Annotated in this window: 21 protein-coding genes and 3 pseudogenes; 11 read left to right on the top strand and 13 right to left on the bottom strand. The window is 62.7% G+C overall.

The genetic code is table 11. From position 1 onward, the window contains the following. Positions 1-27: 27 nt before the first annotated feature. Positions 28-999, bottom strand: a complete 972-nt coding sequence (locus tag HV744_RS29770; RefSeq protein ID WP_175152932.1) for a thymidylate synthase — start codon at positions 997-999, stop codon at positions 28-30. Positions 1,000-1,300: 301 nt separating this feature from the next. Further along, a complete protein-coding gene (locus HV744_RS29765) occupies positions 1,301-2,695 on the bottom strand; it encodes a sigma-54 dependent transcriptional regulator (RefSeq protein ID WP_175152931.1) in 1,395 nt (464 codons plus the stop codon). A gap of 535 nt (positions 2,696-3,230) precedes the next feature. Between HV744_RS29765 and HV744_RS29760 the strand changes: the two genes are divergently transcribed. Continuing rightward, complete coding sequence (locus tag HV744_RS29760; protein ID WP_175152930.1) at positions 3,231-3,629, top strand: hypothetical protein; 399 nt, start codon at positions 3,231-3,233, stop codon at positions 3,627-3,629. A gap of 215 nt (positions 3,630-3,844) precedes the next feature. Continuing rightward, positions 3,845-4,345, top strand: a complete 501-nt coding sequence (locus HV744_RS29755; RefSeq protein ID WP_175152929.1) for a dihydrofolate reductase — start codon at positions 3,845-3,847, stop codon at positions 4,343-4,345. Between the two features lie 165 nt (positions 4,346-4,510). Here HV744_RS29755 and pmbA read toward each other — a convergent pair whose 3' ends face one another. Then, positions 4,511-5,881 (bottom strand): metalloprotease PmbA, encoded by a 1,371-nt coding sequence (gene pmbA / locus HV744_RS29750; RefSeq protein WP_175152928.1) that lies wholly within the window; start codon positions 5,879-5,881, stop codon positions 4,511-4,513. Positions 5,882-6,139: 258 nt separating this feature from the next. On the opposite strand from pmbA, the gene yjgA reads away from it, so the two are divergent. Further along, a complete protein-coding gene (yjgA, locus tag HV744_RS29745) occupies positions 6,140-6,751 on the top strand; it encodes a ribosome biogenesis factor YjgA (protein WP_175152927.1) in 612 nt (203 codons plus the stop codon). Continuing rightward, positions 6,732-7,412, top strand: coding sequence for a molybdopterin adenylyltransferase (gene mog / locus HV744_RS29740; protein ID WP_175152926.1), 681 nt, complete (start codon positions 6,732-6,734; stop codon positions 7,410-7,412). Before yjgA ends, mog begins: the two co-directional genes overlap by 20 nt. Positions 7,413-7,565: 153 nt before the next feature. Here the strand turns inward: mog and orn are convergent, their stop codons facing one another. After that, the gene (gene orn, locus HV744_RS29735; protein WP_175152925.1) at positions 7,566-8,177 is read right to left on the bottom strand and encodes an oligoribonuclease; all 612 of its coding nucleotides are present in this window, start codon (positions 8,175-8,177) and stop codon (positions 7,566-7,568) included. Positions 8,178-8,348: 171 nt separating this feature from the next. On the opposite strand from orn, the gene HV744_RS29730 reads away from it, so the two are divergent. Genes HV744_RS29730 through HV744_RS29720 form a run of 3 tightly spaced genes read left to right on the top strand, consistent with a single transcriptional unit; the run spans position 8,349 to position 10,880 of the window. Beyond that, entirely contained in the window at positions 8,349-9,608 is a 1,260-nt protein-coding gene (locus HV744_RS29730; RefSeq protein ID WP_175152924.1) for a M48 family metallopeptidase, read from the top strand. Further along, a complete protein-coding gene (rsgA, locus tag HV744_RS29725) occupies positions 9,605-10,558 on the top strand; it encodes a ribosome small subunit-dependent GTPase A (RefSeq protein WP_175152923.1) in 954 nt (317 codons plus the stop codon). The genes HV744_RS29730 and rsgA overlap by 4 nt, the downstream gene beginning before the upstream one ends. Position 10,559: 1 nt before the next feature. Beyond that, positions 10,560-10,880 (top strand): putative signal transducing protein, encoded by a 321-nt coding sequence (locus tag HV744_RS29720; RefSeq protein ID WP_175152922.1) that lies wholly within the window; start codon positions 10,560-10,562, stop codon positions 10,878-10,880. Positions 10,881-11,104: 224 nt separating this feature from the next. On the opposite strand, the gene HV744_RS29715 is transcribed toward HV744_RS29720, so the two are convergent. The 6 genes from HV744_RS29715 to rpsP form a co-directional block, all read right to left on the bottom strand. After that, positions 11,105-12,043, bottom strand: a complete 939-nt coding sequence (locus tag HV744_RS29715; RefSeq protein WP_175152921.1) for a CobD/CbiB family protein — start codon at positions 12,041-12,043, stop codon at positions 11,105-11,107. Between the two features lie 139 nt (positions 12,044-12,182). Continuing rightward, the gene (locus HV744_RS29710) at positions 12,183-12,902 is read right to left on the bottom strand and encodes a CoA pyrophosphatase (RefSeq protein ID WP_175152920.1); all 720 of its coding nucleotides are present in this window, start codon (positions 12,900-12,902) and stop codon (positions 12,183-12,185) included. Positions 12,903-12,994: 92 nt separating this feature from the next. Further along, complete coding sequence (rplS, locus tag HV744_RS29705; RefSeq protein WP_175152919.1) at positions 12,995-13,381, bottom strand: 50S ribosomal protein L19; 387 nt, start codon at positions 13,379-13,381, stop codon at positions 12,995-12,997. Positions 13,382-13,537: 156 nt separating this feature from the next. Further along, positions 13,538-14,305 carry a tRNA (guanosine(37)-N1)-methyltransferase TrmD gene (gene trmD / locus HV744_RS29700; protein ID WP_175152918.1) on the bottom strand — a complete coding sequence of 256 codons (768 nt, stop codon included), beginning with the start codon at positions 14,303-14,305 and terminating at the stop codon, positions 13,538-13,540. Positions 14,306-14,330: 25 nt separating this feature from the next. Beyond that, a complete protein-coding gene (gene rimM / locus HV744_RS29695; protein WP_175152917.1) occupies positions 14,331-15,065 on the bottom strand; it encodes a ribosome maturation factor RimM in 735 nt (244 codons plus the stop codon). Positions 15,066-15,185: 120 nt separating this feature from the next. Then, on the bottom strand, positions 15,186-15,440 hold the full coding sequence (rpsP, locus tag HV744_RS29690; RefSeq protein WP_006050280.1) for a 30S ribosomal protein S16: 255 nt from the start codon (positions 15,438-15,440) through the stop codon (positions 15,186-15,188). Between the two features lie 171 nt (positions 15,441-15,611). Between rpsP and HV744_RS29685 the strand changes: the two genes are divergently transcribed. Continuing rightward, a complete protein-coding gene (locus tag HV744_RS29685) occupies positions 15,612-16,796 on the top strand; it encodes a PQQ-dependent sugar dehydrogenase (protein WP_175152916.1) in 1,185 nt (394 codons plus the stop codon). A 252-nt stretch (positions 16,797-17,048) separates the two neighbouring features. Next, positions 17,049-17,516, top strand: coding sequence for an NINE protein (locus tag HV744_RS29680; protein ID WP_175152915.1), 468 nt, complete (start codon positions 17,049-17,051; stop codon positions 17,514-17,516). 16 nt (positions 17,517-17,532) lie between these two features. On the opposite strand, the pseudogene HV744_RS29675 reads toward HV744_RS29680, so the two are convergent. Then, a pseudogene (locus HV744_RS29675) lies at positions 17,533-18,405 on the bottom strand (PA0069 family radical SAM protein); the annotation flags it as partial. A 120-nt stretch (positions 18,406-18,525) separates the two neighbouring features. Here HV744_RS29675 and HV744_RS38590 point away from each other — a divergent pair. Continuing rightward, positions 18,526-19,597 (top strand): annotated as a pseudogene (locus HV744_RS38590) (PA0069 family radical SAM protein). A gap of 73 nt (positions 19,598-19,670) precedes the next feature. On the opposite strand, the gene HV744_RS29665 reads toward HV744_RS38590, so the two are convergent. Continuing rightward, positions 19,671-19,922, bottom strand: coding sequence for a heme-degrading domain-containing protein (locus HV744_RS29665; RefSeq protein WP_175152914.1), 252 nt, complete (start codon positions 19,920-19,922; stop codon positions 19,671-19,673). A gap of 107 nt (positions 19,923-20,029) precedes the next feature. On the opposite strand from HV744_RS29665, the gene HV744_RS29660 reads away from it, so the two are divergent. Next, the gene (locus HV744_RS29660; RefSeq protein WP_175152913.1) at positions 20,030-20,296 is read left to right on the top strand and encodes a LysR substrate-binding domain-containing protein; all 267 of its coding nucleotides are present in this window, start codon (positions 20,030-20,032) and stop codon (positions 20,294-20,296) included. An 85-nt stretch (positions 20,297-20,381) separates the two neighbouring features. Here the strand turns inward: HV744_RS29660 and HV744_RS29655 are convergent. Continuing rightward, positions 20,382-20,698: pseudogene (locus HV744_RS29655) on the bottom strand (YciI family protein). Between the last annotated feature and the right edge of the window lie 40 nt (positions 20,699-20,738).

The raw sequence follows: 20,738 nt of genomic DNA, 5'->3' as shown, positions 1-20,738 counted from the left end.
CCGGCGAGACAGCCCGCCGACGCACGCTCAAACAGCCATAGGCGCCGTCAACGGCTCGTGATGCCGATAATCAACCAGCGAGAAATCCGCAGGCTCGATCTTCTCCAGCCATTCCGGCTCGTACACGCCGGTTTTCGCGTAGTCCGGCACGCGCTCCGAGATCGCGAAAGCCGGGCTCTCGTAAGGCTCGCGCGTGAGTTGCTGCTGCAACATTTCGAGCTGGTTCTCGTAGATATGCGCATCGCCAATGAAATACGTGAACCAGCGCGGCGTGTACCCCGTCAGGCGTCCGACCAGATGCAGCAACGCCGCGCCCTCGGTCAGATTGAACGGCGTACCGAGGCCGACATCGTTGCTGCGAATGTAGAGGCATAGCGAGATTTCGCGGCGTGCGACGTTCGGCAGAAACTGATAAAGCAGGTGGCAAGCCGGCAGCGCGATCTGGTCCAACACCGCCGGATTCCACGCGTGAAACAGAATGCGCCGGTCGGCCGGGTTCTGCATGATCGTATCGAGGCACTGGCGCAACTGGTCGATCGCCTTGTAGAGCAGCACCTTGGGGCTGCCGTTCTCTTCGAATTCGGTCACCACCTGAAAGCCACGCGCGCTCGCGTCGGCCAGCTGCGCACTCGCACCGGCGTCCAGCACCTTGTACGCCGGCCACTGACGCCACTGCACGCCGTATACATCGCCGAGATCGTCCGGACCCTGACGATACGGATTGGCCAGCCATTGCGGATTCTGGTTGGCGTTCGCATCCCACACCTTGCAGCCGAGGCCGCGAAAATCCGCGGCGCTGCGCGACGCGCGCAGAAACCCGACCAGTTCGCCCACCGCCGACTTGAACGCCAGCTTTTTCGTCGTGACAGCGGGAAAGCCCTGTTGGAGATCGAAGCGCAACATCGCGCCCGGCATGCTGATGGTGCGAATGCCGGTGCGGTTCTCCTGCCACGTACCGGTGTCGAGAATCGTGCGGACGAGGTCGAGATATTGTTTCATGCGGGTTCCTTCGACGAGGCGCGTCTGAAATCAATGCGCGCCACGGAGATTGAGCGGAAAACCCGATTTTAACAAGCGCCGCAGCGCCGACGTCCGGTCGCGGCGCGCAGCAGTGAAAATATCGGGGAAATAGCCGCTGCGCGCGACTGGCGCGCAGCGATTTACGTGGTCCGCCAGCCAAGGCTCGCCCCGCAGGGGCAAGCTTCACTGCGGCCTGGTTGAAACGACGCGGCTAAGGCTCGGTTGAAGCCCGTTAGGCCAGCAGCCGAACCGCAAAATGCGGCCGCGGCAATCGCACGCCCTAAAGATGCGGCACCGACGCCGGCAATTCGCCATGCGGCGTCGACATCGGCTCGCCTTCCATATGCCGCATGCCATGCGAGCACAGCAGCCGGTACAACGTCACGCGCGAAATGCCGAGCTCCTGCGCGGCGTCGCCGAGCCGCCCGCGATGACGCAACAGCGCCAGTTCGATCGCCTGCCGCTCCGCCGCTTCGCGCGCCTGCGCGAGCGACACCGGCACGATCTCGACATACTCGGCCAGTTCGAGATCGCGCGCCGTGATCGCGCGGCCCTCCGACATCACGATGGCCCGCCGCACCCGGTTGATCAGCTCACGCACGTTGCCCGGCCAGCCATAGTTATGCAGCGCCGCGATCGCGTCGGGCGCGAAGCCGCGCAGGCGGCGGCTCGCATCCTTCTTGAAACGTTCCAGCATGTGGCGCGCAAGCAGTTCGATATCCTTGCCACGCGCGCGCAGCGGCGGTTCGTCGATCTGCAGCACGCACAGCCGGTGATAGAGGTCGGAACGGAACCGTCCTTCGATCATCGCGGCGGTCATATCCACGTGAGTCGCCGAAATGATCCGCACGTCCACGTCGATCGCGCCGTGCCCGCCCAGCCGCTCGACCTTGCGCTCCTGCAGGAAGCGCAGCAGGCTCGCCTGGCTTTCGAGCGGCAGGTCGCCGATTTCGTCGAGAAAGAGCGTGCCGCCGTTGGCCGCTTCCACCCGGCCGATCTTGCGCTGATTGGCACCGGTGAACGCGCCGCGTTCATAGCCGAACAGTTCCGACTGCAGCAGATGCGGCGGAATCGCGCCGCAGTTGATCGGCACGAAAGGCGCATTGCGCCGCGCCGAGCGTTCGTGAATCGCGACCGCCGTCAATTCCTTGCCCGTGCCCGACTCGCCCGAGATAAACACCGGCGCGTCGGTCATCGCCACTTTGCGGATCGAGCGGAACAGCGCGAGCATGGCGTCGCACGAGCCGACCATTTCGCCTTCGGCGCCTTGCGAGCCATCGTTCGAAGCCGGTTCGCCCAGCGAGATCATGCCGTATGCGTGCCCGACCGAATCGACGATCCGGTCGCCCGAATAGGGCACCGTCACATAGTCGAAACAATAGTCGCGCACGAGCCGGCGCAAAGCGGCGTCCTGCAATTGGCCGGGCATGGTGGCTGCCACCCAGCCGACGTTCGGCATGGTCAGGCAGGACTCGAAAGCGGCGATTTCGTGCGGCTGGAAGTCGCTGGAGAAGTCGAGCAGGCCGCCCGCTGCCATTCCGGCGCGAACCGCCCGGCGCACATCGCGCGCCGATCCCACGACTTCGACATGCCAGCCGCGCTGGTGAAACCGAGTATTCAGTTCCGCGCTGGGGTCGCGTGAAACGTAAATCAGTTGCCGCGTTGCGGGTTCCATTATTCAGATCCTCTCGTCAACGAACGTTAAGGATGACGCACGCACCTGAACTGCGGTTCAGACACGCTGACTCATTCGGGATTCGCGAATCGCAAAACCCGAACGGCCATTCCATTCCGTGCGGACAGCTGATCCCCAAGAAAGCGGCGTGTGTGTTTGAGACGGCCTGTTATCGGCTTTTTTTAAATCTGAAGCTGTTTTCGAGAGCTTACTATACGAGCGCCGCTTGGAAAACAATTATACGAATTTAATCAGGGACCCTTTTCCCATCAAGGCTTGGCGGCCGACAACCAATTATTCAGCCGACGAATAAAACATTGATGGAAGCGCTTTTCCTGGCGTTAACACGCAGGTAGTTCCTACCCTCCGGATTTACAAATTATAGGTATTTTCTGCCTGCCGTTTCAGCGCTGAAACGTTTTTGTTCGATTTCTCAATTGTTACTCCGAGGTTAGCGGATCGCATCCAGTTGTATCAAAGGATTGCGAGCGATGGCACACGTTTCGCTAAATGCTGTGCATCACGGAGGTACATCATGCGATTCGCTTTCCGCATCGATCTAATCAGCATTGCACCTTGCGCCGCGCTCGCGAGCGCGGAATTTACCGCGCCGGTGTCGCCGGATGAGACGAAGCGTGCCGGCACCGAGCCCGGCCATCTCGCAGGCAACGTGATCAGCACGCCGGCCGATGCTGCGTCTGTGAACGATATTTCGGTCGACGACCAGATGCTTTCGCGGCAACGCGGCGGCGCGGTCGGCATGGTGATGGTGGCCGCGAGGCCGCAACCGCTGCCCAGCAACAGCGGCGGCCGCGTGACGCTGTGGGACGAGATCGCCCCGCCCTCGCCGCTGCCGATCCCGGTCGACGCCGCGCGCACCGCCCAGGGCAACGTCGCCATGTGTCAAAAGAAAGTAGCGCGAACAAACTCGTGACGCAAACCGGGGGCTGCGGCGTACCGAACACAGCCCGCTCGGATTCCGTTCGCTGCGTGCTGCGCTGTGCGTCTGACTGGGCGGCGGCGCCGACAAGGCGATCTTCGCAGCGGACGATCCGGCGTACGAATCGCGCATCCAGCCGGGGGGCTGCGCGGCAGCCCCCGCCGACGCGTCAGGTAGAATCGATCTGGTTACGTTCCCCTTTCCATTCGATGACGACGCTGACCCTGATCGTCGCTCGCGCCAACAACGGCGTGATCGGCCGCGACAACCAGTTGCCCTGGCGACTGCCCGAAGACCTCGCGTTTTTCAAGCGCACCACCATGGGCGCGCCCATCATCATGGGCCGCAAGACGCATGAATCGATCGGTCGGCCATTGCCGGGACGCCGCAACATCGTCGTGACGCGGGATGCCACGCGGCGCTTTCAGGGCTGCGACGCCGCCACGACCCTCCAGGACGCGCTGCGGCTCGCCGCTCAGGATCAGGCGCCGGAAGCGTTTCTGATCGGCGGCGCGCAGTTGTACACGGAAGGTCTGCGTCAGGCGGACAAGCTGATCGTCACCGAGATTTCCGCGGACTTCGAAGGCGACGCCACGTTCCCCGCGCTCGATGAAAACGTGTGGGAAGAAGTCGCGCACGAGACGCATCGCGCGCATGCGCCGAACGACTTCGACTACGCGTTCGTCACGTACAAGCGCAAGGGCCGTTGACGCGGCATGAGCGCATGGCGCCGGGCTTGAAGTTGAAGCAACCAGCCCCGCTATGAGCGCGCAACGCGCCCAAATAAATACGCCACGCAAATCCTTGCGTGGCGTATTTATTTGCACCGCCGTGTGCCCCGATCAGCACCGCCGCCGGGACGCCGCTAAAACCGCTCACTGCCCCGCGATCGTCATCCGTTCGATCAGCACCGAGCCGGTCTGCTTGGTGCCGCGCGTAATCGTATCCGCGCCGATCGCGACGATGTGGCGGAACATCTCCTGCAGCGTGCTCGCCACAGTGATCTCCTCGACCGGATACTGGATCTTGCCGTTCTCCACCCAGAAGCCCGACGCGCCGCGCGAGTAGTCGCCCGTCACGTAGTTCACGCCCTGCCCCATCAGTTCGGTCAGCAGCAGGCCGGTGCCGAGCTTCTTCAGCATCGCTTCGAAGTCATCCTCGGGACGCGTGTTCGAACTGCGGAACGACAGGTTGTGCGAGCCGCCCGCGTTGCCGGTGGTCTGCATGCCGAGCTTGCGCGCCGAATAGGTGGACAGGAAATAGCCTTCCACCACGCCGTCTTTCACCACCGAACGCTGTTTGGTGCGCACGCCTTCTTCGTCGAACGGCGCGCTGCCCATTGCACGCACCACGTGCGGATCTTCGACGACCTGCACGTGCGGCGCGAACACCGGCTTGCCGAGGCTGTCGACGAGGAACGACGTCTTGCGATACAGCGCGCCGCCGCTGGTGGCCTGCACGAATGCGCCGAGCAGCCCGGTGGCGAGCGGCGCTTCGAACAGCACCGGCACTTTGCGCGTGTCGAGCCCGCGCGCGCCGATGCGCGCGAGCGCGCGTTGCGCGGCGTAACGGCCCACCGCTTCCGGGTCAGCCAGTTCCGCGGCGCTGCGGGTCGACGTGTACCAGTCGTCGCGCTGCATGTTGCGGGCGCTGCCGGCGATCGGCGCGCACGCAATGTAGTGACGCGAGTACGGATAGCCCGCGAGGAAGCCGCGCGACGTCGCCAGCACGAACTGCGAGTGCTGCGCCGACACGCTGGCGCCTTCCGAGTTCTTGATCTGCGGATCGGTCGCGAACGCGGCGTCTTCCGAGCGGCGGGCGATTTCCACCGCTTCATCGGCGGACAGATTCCACGGGTGATAGAGATCAAGATCGCGCGGCGCGGTTTCGAGCAGCTCGGCTTCGGCGAGCCCGGCGCAGTCGTCTTCCGCGGTAAAGCGCGCGATGTTGTAGGCCGCCGCGACCGTGTCCTTCAGCGCTTGCGACGAAAAGTCCGAAGTGCTCGCATTGCCCCGCTTGTTGCCGATGAACACCGTCACGCCGACCATCTTGTCGCGATTGTGTTCGATCGTCTCGACTTCGCCGCGCCGCACGGAGACTGACAGGCCGTCGCCTTCGGAGATCTCGGTTGCCGCGTCGGTGCCGCCGAGCGACTTCGCGTGACGCAGGATGTCCGAGGCGATTTCCTTCAGTTCATCCTGGGTATGCGGAAAAAAGCGCTGCTTGACGTCCATGTCTGCTGCCATTGTCGTTGCCGTCCTGTTCGGGGCCGAGCGGCCCTGTGTGTTCGCACGTGCCACGCACATGCGTGCGCACGTGTGTCGTGGGTGACGCATCCCGCGATCATAGCAAGGTACGCGCCGCCGTACCTGGCATTCGCTGAGCGGCGTGGGGTTGCCCGCTGATTGCCCGTTGGCGACCGGGCGTCGCCACTTCGCAAGGCGCGGCGCCGCGTGCGCAGCGGCACCGCCGGTTCGGCGGGCGCGGCACGCTACAATATCGGTATGACACGCAAAACCCGCATTCAACCCATCGACTCCGCCGCGCCGGAAATCGACGAGAACGGTTACGACCGCCCCAGCAAGTCCCAGCTCAAGCGCGAAATGCACGAGCTGCAGGAGCTGGGCGCGGCGCTGATCGCACTGCCCAAAGACGCGCTCAAGCGCATGCCGATGCCGGAAAAGCTCGATGACGCCGTGCGCGAAGCACGCCGCATCACCGATCACGAAGGCAAGCGCCGCCAGTTGCAATACGTCGGCCGCGTGATGCGCTCGCTGCTGGACGAGGAAACCGCCGCGCTGCGCACCGCGCTCGACACCTATAACGGCGTCAACAAGGCGGAAACGGCGAAGCTCCACTGGATCGAGCGCACCCGCGAGAAACTGCTCGCCGACGACGCCGCGCTGACCGAGTTCATCCGCCAGCACCCGAACGCCGACCCGCAGCAGGGCCGCACGCTGATCCGCAACGCCCGCAAGGAAGCGCAGCAGAGCAAGCCGCCGCGCTATTTCCGCGAACTGTTCCAATGGATCAAGACCGCGGACGGCCCGTCCGCGCAGAGCGATTCCGACGCCGACCACGTCCTGGAAGACGACGATGACGACCGCGACGCCTAAACCGGCACCTGAGCAGGCGCATAAGCAAGCGCCTAAGCCGACACGCAATCATCCCGACGAGATCGTGATCGGCCTCGTGTCGATCAGCGACCGTGCGTCGACCGGCGTGTACGAGGACAAGGGCATCCCGGCCTTGCAGGAATGGCTCGGGACTGCATTGACGTCGCCGTGGCAGGTGGTCACGCGGCTGATTCAGGACGACGCGCCCACCATTTCCGCCACGCTGATCGAACTGGTCGACGAAGTCGGCTGCGATCTGGTGCTGACCACCGGCGGCACCGGCCCGTCGCGCCGCGACGTGACGCCCGAGGCAACGCTTGCGGTCGCGACAAAGGACATGCCGGGTTTCGGCGAGCAGATGCGGCAGATCAGCCTGAATTTCGTGCCGACCGCGATTCTGTCGCGCCAGGTGGCGGTGATCCGAGAAACAGCGGACCACGCGGCGCTGATCATCAATTTGCCGGGCCAGCCGAAGTCGATCAAGGAAACGCTGGAAGGTTTGCGTGATGCCGAAGCCGGCGGCGCGGTGAGGGTGCCGGGGATTTTCGCGGCGGTGCCCTATTGCATCGACCTGATCGGCGGGCCGTATGTGGAAACCAACGCCGACGTGGTGAAGGCGTTCCGGCCGAAGAGCGCGGTGCGCGCGCCGCGGCCGGTTTAGGCACGGCCGGTTTAGGCACGGCCGGTTTTGGCACGGCCGGTTTTGGCACGGCCGGTTTAGGCGCGGCCGGTTTAGGCACGGCCGGTTTTGGCACGGCCGGCATAGGCGGCGCGGGTCGGGCGCGCCGTCTCGGTGAAGATCCGGCAGGCGCGCTTATTCCGCGCTGGTGGACGCTTCCGGCGCCGACCGGATCAGGAAGTGCTCACGGTAGTACTTCAGTTCGTCGATCGACTCGTGGATGTCGGCCAGCGCCGTGTGCATCGCACGCTTCTGGAAACCCTTGTAGATGGCCGGCTGCCAGCGGCGGCACAGTTCCTTCAGCGTGCTGACGTCGAGATTGCGGTAATGGAAAAAGTGCTCCAGATCCGGCATCCAGCGCGCCATGAAACGGCGGTCCTGGCAGATCGAGTTGCCGCACATCGGCGATTTGCCGGGCGGCACGTAGGCGCCGAGGAAATCGCGGATCTGCTCGGTCGCATCGGCTTCGCTGACCGTGGACGCCTTCACGCGATCAATCAGGCCCGAACGGCCATGCGTGTTCTGGTTCCACTGATCCATTTTGGCGAGCGTCTCGTCGCTCTGGTGAATCGCCAGCACCGGACCTTCGACCATCCTGTCGAGCGTCGAATTCGTCACCACCACCGCGATTTCGATGATGCGGTCGGAGTCGGGCTCGAGCCCGGTCATTTCCATGTCCAGCCAGACCAGATTCATGTCGCTGCGTACCAGCGGCGGCTGTTCGGTGGATGCGAGGATTTCAGTCATGAAGGCAATCCTGATGGCCTGGCCGGCGGCTTCGCTGGAAGCCTGCCTGCGCGCGGCGCCTGTTCGTTTGAGATTGGTTTGAGCGGCCGGTTTGAGCCGGTTTGACCGTATCCCCCGCCGCGAGGCGGGAAGAAACATATAATTCTCGCATAGATACCACGGAATCCCCGGATGCCTACCCTGTACTTCACCGTTCTGTTCGTCGTCGCCGTCGTGGCGATGGTCGGCACCAAACTATGGCTCGCGTCGCGGCAGATCCGCTTCGTCACCGGCCATCGCGAGCAGGTGCCGAGCCAGTTCGCCGGCACCATCGCATTGACCGCGCACCAGCGCGCCGCCGACTACACCGTCGAGCGCACGCGCCTCGCGATGTTCGAGATCGTCGTCAGCGCCGCCGTGCTGATCGGCCTGACGCTGCTGGGCGGCGTGCAAGCGCTCGATCTGGCGATCTCCGACTGGCTTGGCCGCGGCTACGCCGGGCAGATCGCCCTGGTCGCCGCGGTGATCGCGATCACCAGCGCGTTCGACCTGCCGTTCGACTACTACCGGCAGTTCGTGATCGAACAGCGCTTCGGCTTCAACCGGATGAGCAAGCGCATCTTCTTCATGGATCGCATCAAGGGCGTGCTGCTCGGCGCCGCGTTCGGCCTGCCGTTGCTGTTCGTCGTGCTGTGGCTGATGAACCAGGCCGGCGGCCTGTGGTGGCTGTGGACGTGGATCGTCTGGGTGGTGTTCCAGATGCTCGTGCTGGTGCTGTATCCGTCGCTTATCGCGCCGCTCTTCAACAAGTTCGAGCCGCTCAAGGACGAAGCGCTGAAAAGCCGTATCGAAGCGCTGATGCAGCGCTGCGGTTTCGCCGCCAAGGGCCTCTTCGTGATGGACGGCAGCCGCCGTTCGGCGCACGGCAACGCGTACTTCACCGGCTTCGGCGCGGCCAAGCGGATCGTGTTCTTCGACACGCTGCTTGCGCGCCTGTCGGGCCGCGAGATCGAAGCCGTGCTCGCGCATGAACTCGGCCACTTCAAACGCCGTCATGTGATCAAACGGATGCTCGTCACCTTCGCGATCAGCCTCGCGCTGCTCGCGCTGCTCGGCTGGCTCTCGCAATGCGTGTGGTTCTACGAGGGGCTCGGCGTGCGGCCGTCGCTGATCGGCGGTAATAGCGGTCTTGCGCTTGTGTTGTTCTTCCTCGCTCTGCCGGTGTTCATGTTCTTCGTCACGCCGCTCGGCAGCCTCAGCTCGCGCAAGCACGAGTTCGAAGCCGACGCGTTCGCCGCGACGCAGACCGACGCGCAAGACCTCGTCAACGCGCTCGTCAAGCTGTACGAGGACAACGCGTCGACGCTGACGCCCGATCCGCTCTACACCGCGTTCTATTATTCGCATCCGCCGGCGTCGCAGCGGATCGACCGTTTGCTGCGGCACGCATGAGCGGCCGCGCCCCGAAAGCGCCGCGCGCGCCGTCCAGCACGCGCGCAGGCGGCCTCGTGGTGGCCGCGCATGGCCGCCACTATCTGGTTGCGCCGGATGACGGCGCTCCGATGCTCCAATGCTTCCCGCGCGGCAAGCGCAGCGAAGTGGCGGTCGGCGATCGCGTGATTTACGAGCCGACTTCCGCGGATCAAGGCGTGATCGTCGAAATAGGCGAGCGGCGCAATCTGCTGTATCGCTCGGATCAGTACAAGTCGAAACTGTTCGCCGCTAATCTCGATCAGTTGCTGATCGTGCTCGCCACCGAACCGCATTTCAGCGAAGACCTGCTCGGCCGCGCGCTGGTCGCCGCCGAAGCGAACGAGTTGAAGCCGCTGATCGTGCTGAACAAGATCGACGTGACCGATGAGCTCGAGGGCGCGCGCAAGCGGCTGGAGTCGTATCGCGCGCTGGGCTACACGGTCGTCGAAGTGTCGATCAAGATGCAGCCCGAGGCCGCTCGCGCCGCTTTGATCGAGCATCTGCACGGTCACTCGACGCTGCTGCTCGGCCAGTCCGGCATGGGCAAATCGACGCTCGTGAACCTGCTGATTCCGGATGCCGAAGTCGCCACGCGAGAAATCTCGACCGCGTTGAATAGTGGGCGCCACACGACGACCTTTACGCGGCTCTATCCATTGCCGAACGTCGACGGTGGCGGCGAAGGCGGCGCGTTGATCGACTCGCCGGGCTTCCAGGAATTCGGCCTGCATCACCTGACCGAAGGCCGGCTCGAACGCGCGTTTCTGGAGTTCCGGCCGCTGCTGCCGAACTGCCGCTTCTACAACTGCCATCACTTGCACGAGCCGGGCTGCGCGATTCTCGAAGCGGTCGCCGACGGCCGTATCCGCCGCGAACGGCACACGCTGTACGCGCAACTCGTGCATGAAGCCAGCCAGATCGTGCGCTGACATGAAACTGATGCGCGCGCCGAATCTGATCACCGGACAGCATTGGGTCAATGTGCTGGAGACCGCGGGCATTGCTTGCGAGTTGCACAACCGCTATCTGAACGGCGCGCTCGGCGATATTCCGGCGGATCAGTGCGCGCCTGAATTATGGCTCGTCGATGAACGCGACGAGGCGATGGCCCGGCGCTTGATCGATGCGGCTTCGCATGGACCTGCGGCGGGCTCGCCTGGCTGGCGATGCCGTCAATGCGGAGAAATGCTCGAAGCACAGTTCACGGTGTGCTGGCAATGCGGGACCGTGCGTGATCCGCTGGATGGGTGACGCATGCGGCTCTTGCGCGCGAGGTATCGGGTAAGGCGCTTTGCGCTTTGCGCTTTGAGCTTTGAGCTTAACGGTTGAGGCGGTGCGGGGGCGATGCACCAGACGAGGTCCGGTTCGCGTCACCGTGTCACGGCCAATGCAACGCGAAGCCGCGTTGGTCGAGGCAATAAAGAAGCCGGGCAATTGCCCGGCTTCTTTATGCGCCCCTCGCTAGCGTGCTCGTATCAAGCGAGCCACACCGCGATGGTCAGCATCAACAGCAGAATCATCCACAGCACCACCGCGCGCCACACCAGACCCACCGCCGATTGCAGCGTGCGCGGCGTGCAGTCGTCGCCGACCTGCATTGGGCCGCCGTCGCCGGTGGCGAGCGCATCGAGACTCGACGGCTCGGCAAGCGGCCCGCTCAAACGCGCGCCCAGGGCACCGCTTCCCGCGGCCAGCAGCACGCCGTCGTTCGCATCGGGCCACTGACGCGCATGATTGCGCCACGCATAGATCGCGTCTTCGAAATTGCCGACGATCGCAAAGCCCAGCGACGTCAGCCGCGCCGGCACCCAGTCGATCACGAAGAACGCGCGCTGCGCAAAGCTCGAAAACGCAACGGTACGATCGTCGGCCGGACGCGCCCACGCGCGCGCCAGGTATTCGGCAATCCGGTACAGCACCGCGCCCGCCGGCCCGACGGGAATCAGGAACCAGAAGAACACGCCGAACACATGGCGGTGCGAAGCGACCACCGCGTGAATCAGCGTATGACGGACGATCTCGCTGACGGGCATGTCGACCGTATCGAGCCCGGTCCACTCATTCAGAATTTCACGCGCGCGCGGCACATCGTCGTTGTTCAACGCGAGGTGGATGTCCGTGAAGTAATGGCTGAACTGCCGAAAGCCCAGCGTGAAGTACAGCACCGCGACGTTCCACAGGAACGCCAGCGCGAAGTGAATGTGATACAGCACGTAGTAGACGAGCGCGACCGCCAGCGTCCAGGGCACCACCACCACGAGCCACGCGAGCAGGCCGTGCTTCGGCTTGCCGGCATCGAATCCGTGCGCCGCCGACTCCGCATGGTATTGAAGCAACGCGGACACCGGATTGTTCGGTGACAGCGCGCGTACCTGTTCAATGATCAGAGCCAGCAATACGGAGAAAAAAGTCATGCGATGCGCCGTGCTTTTTAAGTTTTTACGATTGTTTTATAACGATAGCACAGGGTCGGATGCGACTGAGCGCCGACACTGACAAACACCCGGCAACTGCACAGTCCGGCGCGACTCATGCAGCGGCTCATGCGACAACTCAAGCAGCGAGGAAGCGATACAGGTTGCGCAGCATCGCCGCCGTCGCGCCCCAGATAAAATGGTGGCCGCCGGCTTCGCTGCCACCCTGCCCGTTCGGCTCGGCCGATTCACTGCGCGGGTACGGCATCGTAAAGAAGCGGCGCTCGCCGCCTTCGTAACGGAACACACGCTCTTCGTGATTCGCGGGGTCCATCAGAAAAGCGAGCGGCACTTCGAAGACTTCGGCTACTTCGAACTCATCCATCTTCAATGCGAACGGCGGATGCACGAGACCGATCACCGGTGTCACGCAAAAGCCGGTGCCAGTCAGATAGTCGGGCAAGGCGCCGAGAATTTCCACCCGCGACGGCGCGAGGCCGACCTCCTCGTGTGCCTCGCGCAGCGCGGTCGCGGTGGCGTCGGCATCGAAGGGTTCCTGACGGCCGCCTGGGAAGCTCACCTGGCCGGCGTGATCGTTCAGATGGTCGGCACGCTGGGTGAGCAGCACGGTCAATCCATGATGGCGGACCACCAGCGGCACCAGCACCGCGGCGACGCGTGGATCGCCTTCGGTCTTGCGCCATGGCGCTTCGATCATCGGCTCGGGCGTCCAGGCAAGACGCTGCTCGAAGCGTGCGCGCAGACCATCAGGCGTAAGACGCTCGCCGGCCACCGGTGGCAAATGGGCGCCCGTCGCTTCGACAGGCAGGGTTTCAGGCTCAAAGGCGGGGCGGATCAACGAGTCTCTCGAATGAGCGGATAGGGGACATGCCGCTATTTTGACCTGGCAAACAAAAAAGCACCCGCGAGAGGTGCTTTTTCTTACAGCATTTACGCCTGGGAAGCAGCGCGGTCTTTCGAGACCAGCTTTTCCTTGATCCGGGCCGACTTGCCCGAACGCTCGCGCAGGTAGTACAGCTTTGCACGACGCACATCGCCACGACGCTTCACGACGATGCTTGCCAGCAGCGGCGAGTACGTCTGGAACGTACGCTCGACGCCTTCGCCCGACGAAATCTTGCGGACGATGAACGACGAATTCAGACCACGATTACGCTTGGCGATCACGACGCCTTCGTAAGCCTGAACACGCTTACGGGTACCTTCAACCACGTTCACGCTGACGATCACCGTATCGCCGGGACCGAATTCGGGGATGGTCTTCTCGCCGAGCGCGCGCGCGATTTCTTCCTGCTCAAGTTTTGCAATCAGATTCATTACTGACTCCTAGATCCATCTTGTCGGCGTTCGTACCTGCCGCGCGCTAAGTTTCCTGTTGCGCCTGGCTACGGCCCCGATAGAGGATGGGTTCACATCTGGCGCCGTACACGCATGTGCGGCGCCGCCTGGTGTCCGCTCGAAAGACCGGAGGCTTTACGCCTTCGACTCTTCCTTTGCGAGACTCGCGAGCCATGCCTCGTCGGCACGGCTCAACATCTTGTTCTTTCTGGCCTTCACGATCAGATCGGGCCGTTTGTTCAACGTATTGCGCAAGGCTTCACGCCGACGCCACGCTTCGATCTCCGCATGATGGCCGCCGAGCAGCACATCGGGTACACGCACACCGTTGTATTCCTCGGGACGCGTGTAATGCGGACAATCCAGCAGCACGTCGACAAAGCTGTCCTGCACCGCCGACTGCGAGTCGTTCAGCACGCCGGGCAACTGGCGCACGACCGCATCCATCAACGCCATCGCGGGCAATTCGCCACCCGACAGCACGAAGTCGCCAAGGCTAACTTCCTCGTCGACGACACGGTCGAGCAAACGCTGATCGATCGCTTCATAGCGCCCGCACAACAGGATCAGACCGGGTTCAGCGGCGAACCGCATGATACGGTCGTGATTCAGCGTAGCGCCTTGCGGCGACATCATCACGACGCGCGACGCGCCGATGCCCTGCTCCGCCTGCGCCGCTTTCGCCGCGCCGATCGCGTCTTCCAGCGGCCTGGCCAGCATCACCATGCCGGGTCCGCCGCCGTACGGGCGATCGTCGATTGTGCGGTAGTTGTCGGTGGTGAAATCACGCGGATTCCACGTCCGCAACCCATAGCGCTCCTGCTTCGCGGCACGGCTGGTGATACCCCAGTCGGTCAGCGCGCGGAACATTTCTGGAAAGAGCGTCACGACATCGAACTGCATCGCTCTCTCCATTCAGCGAATGATTTTAGTAATCGGCTTCCCAGTCGACGATGATCTGCTTCGCCACCTGGTCCACCGTTTTGACAAAGACGCCGACGAACGGGATCAAACGCTCGCCTGCAACCGGCTTGCCGCTTTTGTCGGTAGCCGGGTATTCGATACGCATCACCGAGTGCGCACCGTTGTCGATCATGTCTGCAACCTTGCCGAGATTGACTCCGGCAACGTTCACCACATCCAGGCCGAGCAGGTCGACCCAGTAGAATTCGTCGGCTTCGAGGGCCGGAAATTCGCTGCGGCTGATATACACGCGGGAGCCGCGCAATGCCAGCGCCTCATCGCGGTCAGTGACGCCGCCCAGATGGGCCACCACACTGTCGCTATGCGTTTTCGCCTGCAATGACGGCGCCGACTTGCGCTCGTGACCCTTCAGCAGCCACCAGCGCTTCGCGCTCAGCAAAGCGTCGCCGCCGTGCCCGGCATCCGCATGCGCGGCCACCTTGACCCAGCCTTTGAGGCCGTAAGCGTCGACGATTGCGCCAACCTCGACCGCATCGGCCGGCCAGCTTTCCACCGTTTCCGCGCGCATTTCCGCTGCAGCGGAACCAGCTCTTGCAACATTGGCTTGCGCCTTGCCTTCGGCTCGTTCGACCGGCTTGCGGACGAATGCACCGAACGGCGCCTGACCAGACGTCTTCGCGCGCGGAGCTGCCGCTTTTGCCTTCACGCGACCTGAACTGCCGGAATCACGCTCAGACATAAGAAAACCTCGCTGCCAGCTTCGACGTCTGCTTCAGTAAAACAACTCGCGCATCGGACTGCTCACGCAAGCTGCGCGAGCCGCCGGCTGAACCGACGACGATACGCATGCGAGCTACCATTAAGCAGCCGGCTGCGCCTTTTGCGCTTCCTTCACGAGACGCTCGACGGTCGGCGACAGTTGTGCGCCAACACCTTGCCAGTACGTCAGGCGATCTTGAGCGATACGCAGGGATTCACCCTTCGTAGCGACCGGGTTGTAGAAGCCAACGCGCTCGATGAAGCGGCCGTCACGACGGTTGCGCGAATCGGTTGCGACGATGTTGTAGAACGGGCGCTTCTTGGAGCCGCCACGAGCCAAGCGGATGATGACCATACTAGAATCCTTGAAAACCGGGGTTCGGAACGACTGAAACACGCGATTATAGCGGGAAACCGACGCCATAACAAACACTTACCGGGATAAAGCGAGCAGCGGGGTTGCGCCGGCCATCCGGTCGGGAGCCCGGACCACGCCCAAACGCCCGAATTACCTGACGGAGAGCCCGTGAAACTCCTGCCGCCGACTGCGTTTTTGCCCGCTTTTTTTTTCGTCCTCGGGTGGTTTGCCAGTCTCTCACGCACCTTGCGAGGTCGGGCTCTGCGCTCCGCGGCGGCCATGTTGCTCGCCGGCCAGGCCGTGTCGGCGGTTGCCGCGCTGCCTCTCGAACGCATCAAATTGCCGCCGGGTTTCCATATCGAGGTTTTGTCGGACGCCGTTCCTGGCGCGCGCGCCATGGCGCTTTCGCCGAAGGGCATTCTGTACATAGGCAGCTTCGACGGGCCCGTCTATGCGCTCGAACTGCAAAACGACCGTGTGACCGGTCGCCATGTGCTCGCATCGGGCCTGCAATCGCCAGTGGGCGTGGCATGGCGGGACGGTGCGCTGTATGTGTCCGCGGTGTCGAAGATTTTACGCTTCGATGCGATCGACACCCACCTGAACGATCCGCCCAAACCTGCCGTCGTTATCGACACGCTGCCCACGGAGACGCAGCACGGCTGGAAGTTCATCGCCTTCGGTCCGGACGGCAAGCTGTATGTGCCACAAGGCGCGCCCTGCAACGTCTGCCTGAAAGACCGCGACCGGTTCGCGATGATCGGCCGCATGGACCCGGACGGCAGTCACTATGAAGTCGTCGCGCGCGGCATACGTAATTCAGTAGGGTTCGCGTGGCATCCGGTGACGCACGAACTGTGGTTCACCGACAACGGCCGCGACCTGATGGGCGATGACGTGCCCGACGACAAGCTCAACCGCGCGGCGCATGCCGGGATGGATTTCGGCTTTCCCTATTGTCATGGCGGTGACACGCCCGACCCGGAATTCGGCAAGGACCATCCGTGCAGCGCATTCACGCCGCCGGTGGCCAAACTCGGTGCGCACGTCGCCGCGCTCGGCATGCGCTTTTATAACGGCTCGATGTTTCCACCCGCATACCGGAACAATATCTTCATCGCCGAACACGGTTCGTGGAATCGCAGCAAAAAAATCGGCTACCGGGTCATGCGCGTGATCGCCGGCCCGGACGGCGGCAACGCGCGCCAGGAAGTCTTTGCCGAAGGCTGGCTGCAGCCCGGTGAAAACGTCTGGGGCCGTCCCGCCGACGTTTTGCCATTGCCCGACGGTTCGCTGCTGATCAGCGACGACTACGCTGGCGCGATCTATCGGGTGACGTACTCAGCGCCGTAGTCCTGGCGGATTCCATCACGGAGCGCTCTTGCCCGGAGGAGCCGCCTCGCCGCCCCTTCAGGCAAGAGATCACCCGCGCTGCCGGAGCCCCTCCGGCCTTCGCGCAACTCGCGCCATTCACAGAAACAGCTCCCAGCCGCCCGTCTAACCCATCCCGTGACCGTCGGCACGCGGCGGGCGTAGAATGCGCGTCGGGCCGCGCTCAATGGCGCGCCGCTCCTTTCGACCGCCTGTCACTCTGCCCACGACTACATGTCCACGCTTGTTTCGACTTCCCCGCACTTCAGATCCAAGACGATTACCGCCGCGTTGGCGTTCTTCCTGGGCAGCCTCGGCGCCCACCGCTTCTATCTGTACGGCAAACGCGACATTTATGGCTGGGCTCATCTGCTCGGCACACTGATCGGCATTCCGGGCGTCATGCTGGTGGTCGCGAGCGAACGGTCTTCGATGCCCGGCTGGGTGCTGGCATTTTTCGGCGCCGTTTCGGTGCTCTCCGCGTTTCTCGCCGCGATCGTCTACGGGCTGCGTCCCGATGAGAAATGGGACGCGCAGTTCAATACGCACACGCAACGCAAAAGCCGCTCCGGCTGGACGGTCATCTTCATCGTGATCTTTTCGCTGCTGATCGGCGCGTTCCTGCTGATGACCGGCCTCGCCCTTTCGTTCCAGACTTACTTCGAAAGCCAGGTTGAGGCGGCCAAAGCGATCTCGCAATGACCGGCCGTGAGCCGCGTTAAAAAAGATCCAGTTGGGGATTGTCGCGCGCCGGCTCTTCGGCACGCGATAGCTCAATCCGGCGAAAGTGCGACATGTCGAGAATGCCGCGGTCGCGCCGGTTCAAGCCCAAGCGGCGCACGGCGTTATGGAATCGCTGCTTGAGCAGATCCGCCCATAAGCCTTCCCCCTTCATTCGCGTGGAGAAGGACGAGTCGTAGTCCTTGCCGCCGCGCATATCGCGCACGCGACTCATCACCCGATCGGCGCGGTCGGGGAAATGCGCAGCGAGCCAATCCTTGAACAGCGGCGCAACTTCCCACGGCAGACGCAGCACGATATAGCTCGCATTGCTTGCACCGGCTTGCGCACAGGCCTCGAGCACCCGCTCCATATCCGGCTCAGTGACGAACGGGATCACCGGCGCAATGCTGACGCCGACCGGAATGCCCGCCTCGCTCAACGTGCGGATGGTGCGCAGCCGACGCGACGGCGTGGCCGCGCGCGGTTCGAGCGTCCGTGCAATCTCGGCGTCGAGGGTGGTGATGGTGATGGCCGCCATGAATTGCCCGCGCGCGGCCATTGGCGCGAGCAGATCGATATCGCGCTCGATCAGCGACGATTTGGTGATGGCCGCAAACGGCTGGTTGCGCTCGCTGAGCACCTCGATCACGCGGCGCGTGAGGCGCAAGTCGCGCTCGGCGGGCTGCCACGCGTCGGTGTTGACGCCCAGCGCAATCGGTTCAGGCACATAGGATTTCTTCGATAGTTCCCGTTCGAGCAACTCGGGTGCATTGATTTTCGCGTAGATCCGGCTTTCGAAGTCGAGCCCCGGCGACAGTCCCAGATAGCTATGCGTAGGCCGCGCAAAGCAATAGATGCAGCCCAGGCTTATACGCCGAGGACTTTGTTCACTACCACTATATATAGAGGAAGCGCAGGATCGGTTGAGCGGTAGGACCGATTACTGTATATATATACAGTAATTCAAGTCAGGGAGCGCGTTGTGAAAATCCAACACCTTCAATTCAAAGGCCGAGGCACCTCGACGAACGCGAACAGTCGTTTTAGTGAGTGGACGAGGTCAGATGACGAAGAGAGGCACGATACCGATCTTATTCAAGAATGCGCGCCAGAATGGAAAACTGTAACAACTGAGGAGCAAGCACGGTCCATCATTGCTCGCAATGACTCTCCTGATGTGCCGTTCGATCAATCCATCAACCCTTACCGAGGATGCGAACACGGTTGTTCGTATTGCTTTGCTCGCCCCACCCATGCCTACCTTGGCTTATCGCCCGGCCTCGATTTCGAGAGGATGCTGGTCGCAAAAACAAACGCTGGGGTGCAGCTTCGGCGCGAACTGAATAAGCCTGGGTACAAGCCCGCAGTAATCGCCATGGGAACGAACACGGATCCGTCAGCCCATAGAGCGCGATCGCAAGATAACGAGGGAAATCCTTCAGATCCTAGAGGAGTATGGGCACCCGGTTGCAATAACGACCAAATCCGCCCTGGTCGTCCGAGACGCAGACATCCTGGAACGGATGGCAGCCAAAGGGCTCGCACGGGTGTTTCTGTCGGTGACCACTCTCGAAATCGAGTTGGCTCGTAAACTAGAACCCCGCGCAGCTACACCGGTGCGTAGGCTTGAAGCAATACGAAAACTGGCTGACCAAGGGATACCAACGGGCGTGCTGGTTGCGCCAGTTATCCCGGCCCTTAACGATTCTGACATGGAGCGCATCTTAGAGAAGGCCGCCGATGCCGGCGCCGAGTCGGCCGGATATGTGATGCTCCGGTTGCCTCTTGAAGTTCGCGAAATCTTTGTTGAATGTCTGACTACGCACTATCCAGACCGCCAAAGACACGTGCTTAGTCTCGTCGAGCAGATGCGAGGCGGAACACTCTATCAGTCTACATTCGGTACTCGCATGCGCGGAACGGGAATATTTGCGGAGCTTTTGCAGAAGAGATTTGCTATCGCTTGTCGACGCCTTGGCTTGAACACGACTCGGCGCCCTCTTAATCTTGACGCATTCCGACGGCCACCTGAAGCGACGACGCAAATGCGACTGTTCTGAAGCGCCATTCTCCGGGCAATAGAGACCTGTATCAACGATGGAAACGCGCTATCGATATCAACCACTGATCAATTTACGAAACCGCACCGGACGTCGCTGTCGTGGTGCTACGAAGAGAGTCCTGAGGTTCTGCACAACACGAACCTGCTTCATTGAACTCTGCTGTGCGAATATCGATGACAACTGGCGCGCTCCTCGACCTCGCGGCAGCAACAAGCGCGTCGCCGAGCTCAAGCGCAGTGTCCTCTTTGAACGAAGGGAACACGAGTGTGTCTTCCTGACTTTCCAGTTGCTCTATTGAGAACGTGGCCGAGAGATTGGTCATTCGATGCTCCCACCGTCGGAGGAGGCTGCATCGAGTTCGTACACTGCACCGCGATCAAGCCTTGATTTCAGTAGCGGCGGCTAGTCCGTCGAGTTGGGTAATGCTGGTTGCGCTTGCAACCGGCGCAGTCAGGCCCGGTCTTGCCATCAGCCAAGCACTCGACCCGCCACGCGTGGCTACTTCGTCGAAGCGATGGCTCAACTGAACGTCATCCCGTTTCTGGGTATCACGAGCTAGAAGGCGGCGAAGCGATGCTGGCTGCTGCGGTCGCTGGACAGGGCGTTGCTCAGTTGCCAACGTGGCTCGCAGGAGAACAGCTCGCTGCAGGCACGCTCATTCCTGTACTCGAGGGTCGCCGCTCGGCCCAGAAGTAGACATCGCCGCGACGACTCACGAAGCCGTGAAGGTGGTTGTCGAAAAAGGATCGCCAACGCATTCTTGAGACCAGCGTGCAAGCCCTCATCGGGCCAGATAGAAATCCAGGGGGATAAGCTCGACGGCCCATCCGCCTTCTTCGCCCAGCGTGGCCGCCGGGTGCATGGAGGCGATGCGCAACGCCTCGTCACGGCTGTCCGCCTCGATGACGAACAGCCCCCCACGACTTCCTTCGACTCGGTGTAGGGCCCATCGGTGACGTGCGTCTTGCCACTGCGCGGGCGGAGCGTCCTCCAGTTGTCAAGGTCGCCAAGCGACGCGGAAATCAGAACCTTGCCGGTAGCCCGCATCTGCTCGTCCAATGCGGGGCATTGGCTCACCAATTCCCCCGGCGTCAGAATAGATGTCGCGTTATCTGATTCCCTTAGCCATGGTCCGGGG

Source organism: Paraburkholderia ultramafica (assembly GCF_902859915.1).
GTDB classification, from domain to species: domain Bacteria; phylum Pseudomonadota; class Gammaproteobacteria; order Burkholderiales; family Burkholderiaceae; genus Paraburkholderia; species Paraburkholderia ultramafica.
This window is presented reverse-complemented; position numbering and strand designations above follow the sequence as displayed.

Excerpts from the sequence above, each read along its gene's own strand:
- HV744_RS29770 (WP_175152932.1), bottom strand. The coding sequence starts at position 999 with ATGAAACAATATCTCGACCTCGTCCGCACGATTCTCGACACCGGTACG.
- HV744_RS29765 (WP_175152931.1), bottom strand. The coding sequence starts at position 2,695 with ATGGAACCCGCAACGCGGCAACTGATTTACGTTTCACGCGACCCCAGC.
- HV744_RS29760 (WP_175152930.1), top strand. The coding sequence starts at position 3,231 with ATGCGATTCGCTTTCCGCATCGATCTAATCAGCATTGCACCTTGCGCC.
- HV744_RS29755 (WP_175152929.1), top strand. The coding sequence starts at position 3,845 with ATGACGACGCTGACCCTGATCGTCGCTCGCGCCAACAACGGCGTGATC.
- pmbA (WP_175152928.1), bottom strand. The coding sequence starts at position 5,881 with ATGGCAGCAGACATGGACGTCAAGCAGCGCTTTTTTCCGCATACCCAG.
- yjgA (WP_175152927.1), top strand. The coding sequence starts at position 6,140 with ATGACACGCAAAACCCGCATTCAACCCATCGACTCCGCCGCGCCGGAA.
- mog (WP_175152926.1), top strand. The coding sequence starts at position 6,732 with ATGACGACCGCGACGCCTAAACCGGCACCTGAGCAGGCGCATAAGCAA.
- orn (WP_175152925.1), bottom strand. The coding sequence starts at position 8,177 with ATGACTGAAATCCTCGCATCCACCGAACAGCCGCCGCTGGTACGCAGC.
- HV744_RS29730 (WP_175152924.1), top strand. The coding sequence starts at position 8,349 with ATGCCTACCCTGTACTTCACCGTTCTGTTCGTCGTCGCCGTCGTGGCG.
- rsgA (WP_175152923.1), top strand. The coding sequence starts at position 9,605 with ATGAGCGGCCGCGCCCCGAAAGCGCCGCGCGCGCCGTCCAGCACGCGC.
- HV744_RS29720 (WP_175152922.1), top strand. The coding sequence starts at position 10,560 with ATGAAACTGATGCGCGCGCCGAATCTGATCACCGGACAGCATTGGGTC.
- HV744_RS29715 (WP_175152921.1), bottom strand. The coding sequence starts at position 12,043 with ATGACTTTTTTCTCCGTATTGCTGGCTCTGATCATTGAACAGGTACGC.
- rplS (WP_175152919.1), bottom strand. The coding sequence starts at position 13,381 with ATGAATCTGATTGCAAAACTTGAGCAGGAAGAAATCGCGCGCGCGCTC.
- trmD (WP_175152918.1), bottom strand. The coding sequence starts at position 14,305 with ATGCAGTTCGATGTCGTGACGCTCTTTCCAGAAATGTTCCGCGCGCTG.
- rimM (WP_175152917.1), bottom strand. The coding sequence starts at position 15,065 with ATGTCTGAGCGTGATTCCGGCAGTTCAGGTCGCGTGAAGGCAAAAGCG.
- rpsP (WP_006050280.1), bottom strand. The coding sequence starts at position 15,440 with ATGGTCATCATCCGCTTGGCTCGTGGCGGCTCCAAGAAGCGCCCGTTC.
- HV744_RS29680 (WP_175152915.1), top strand. The coding sequence starts at position 17,049 with ATGTCCACGCTTGTTTCGACTTCCCCGCACTTCAGATCCAAGACGATT.
- HV744_RS29665 (WP_175152914.1), bottom strand. The coding sequence starts at position 19,922 with ATGACCAATCTCTCGGCCACGTTCTCAATAGAGCAACTGGAAAGTCAG.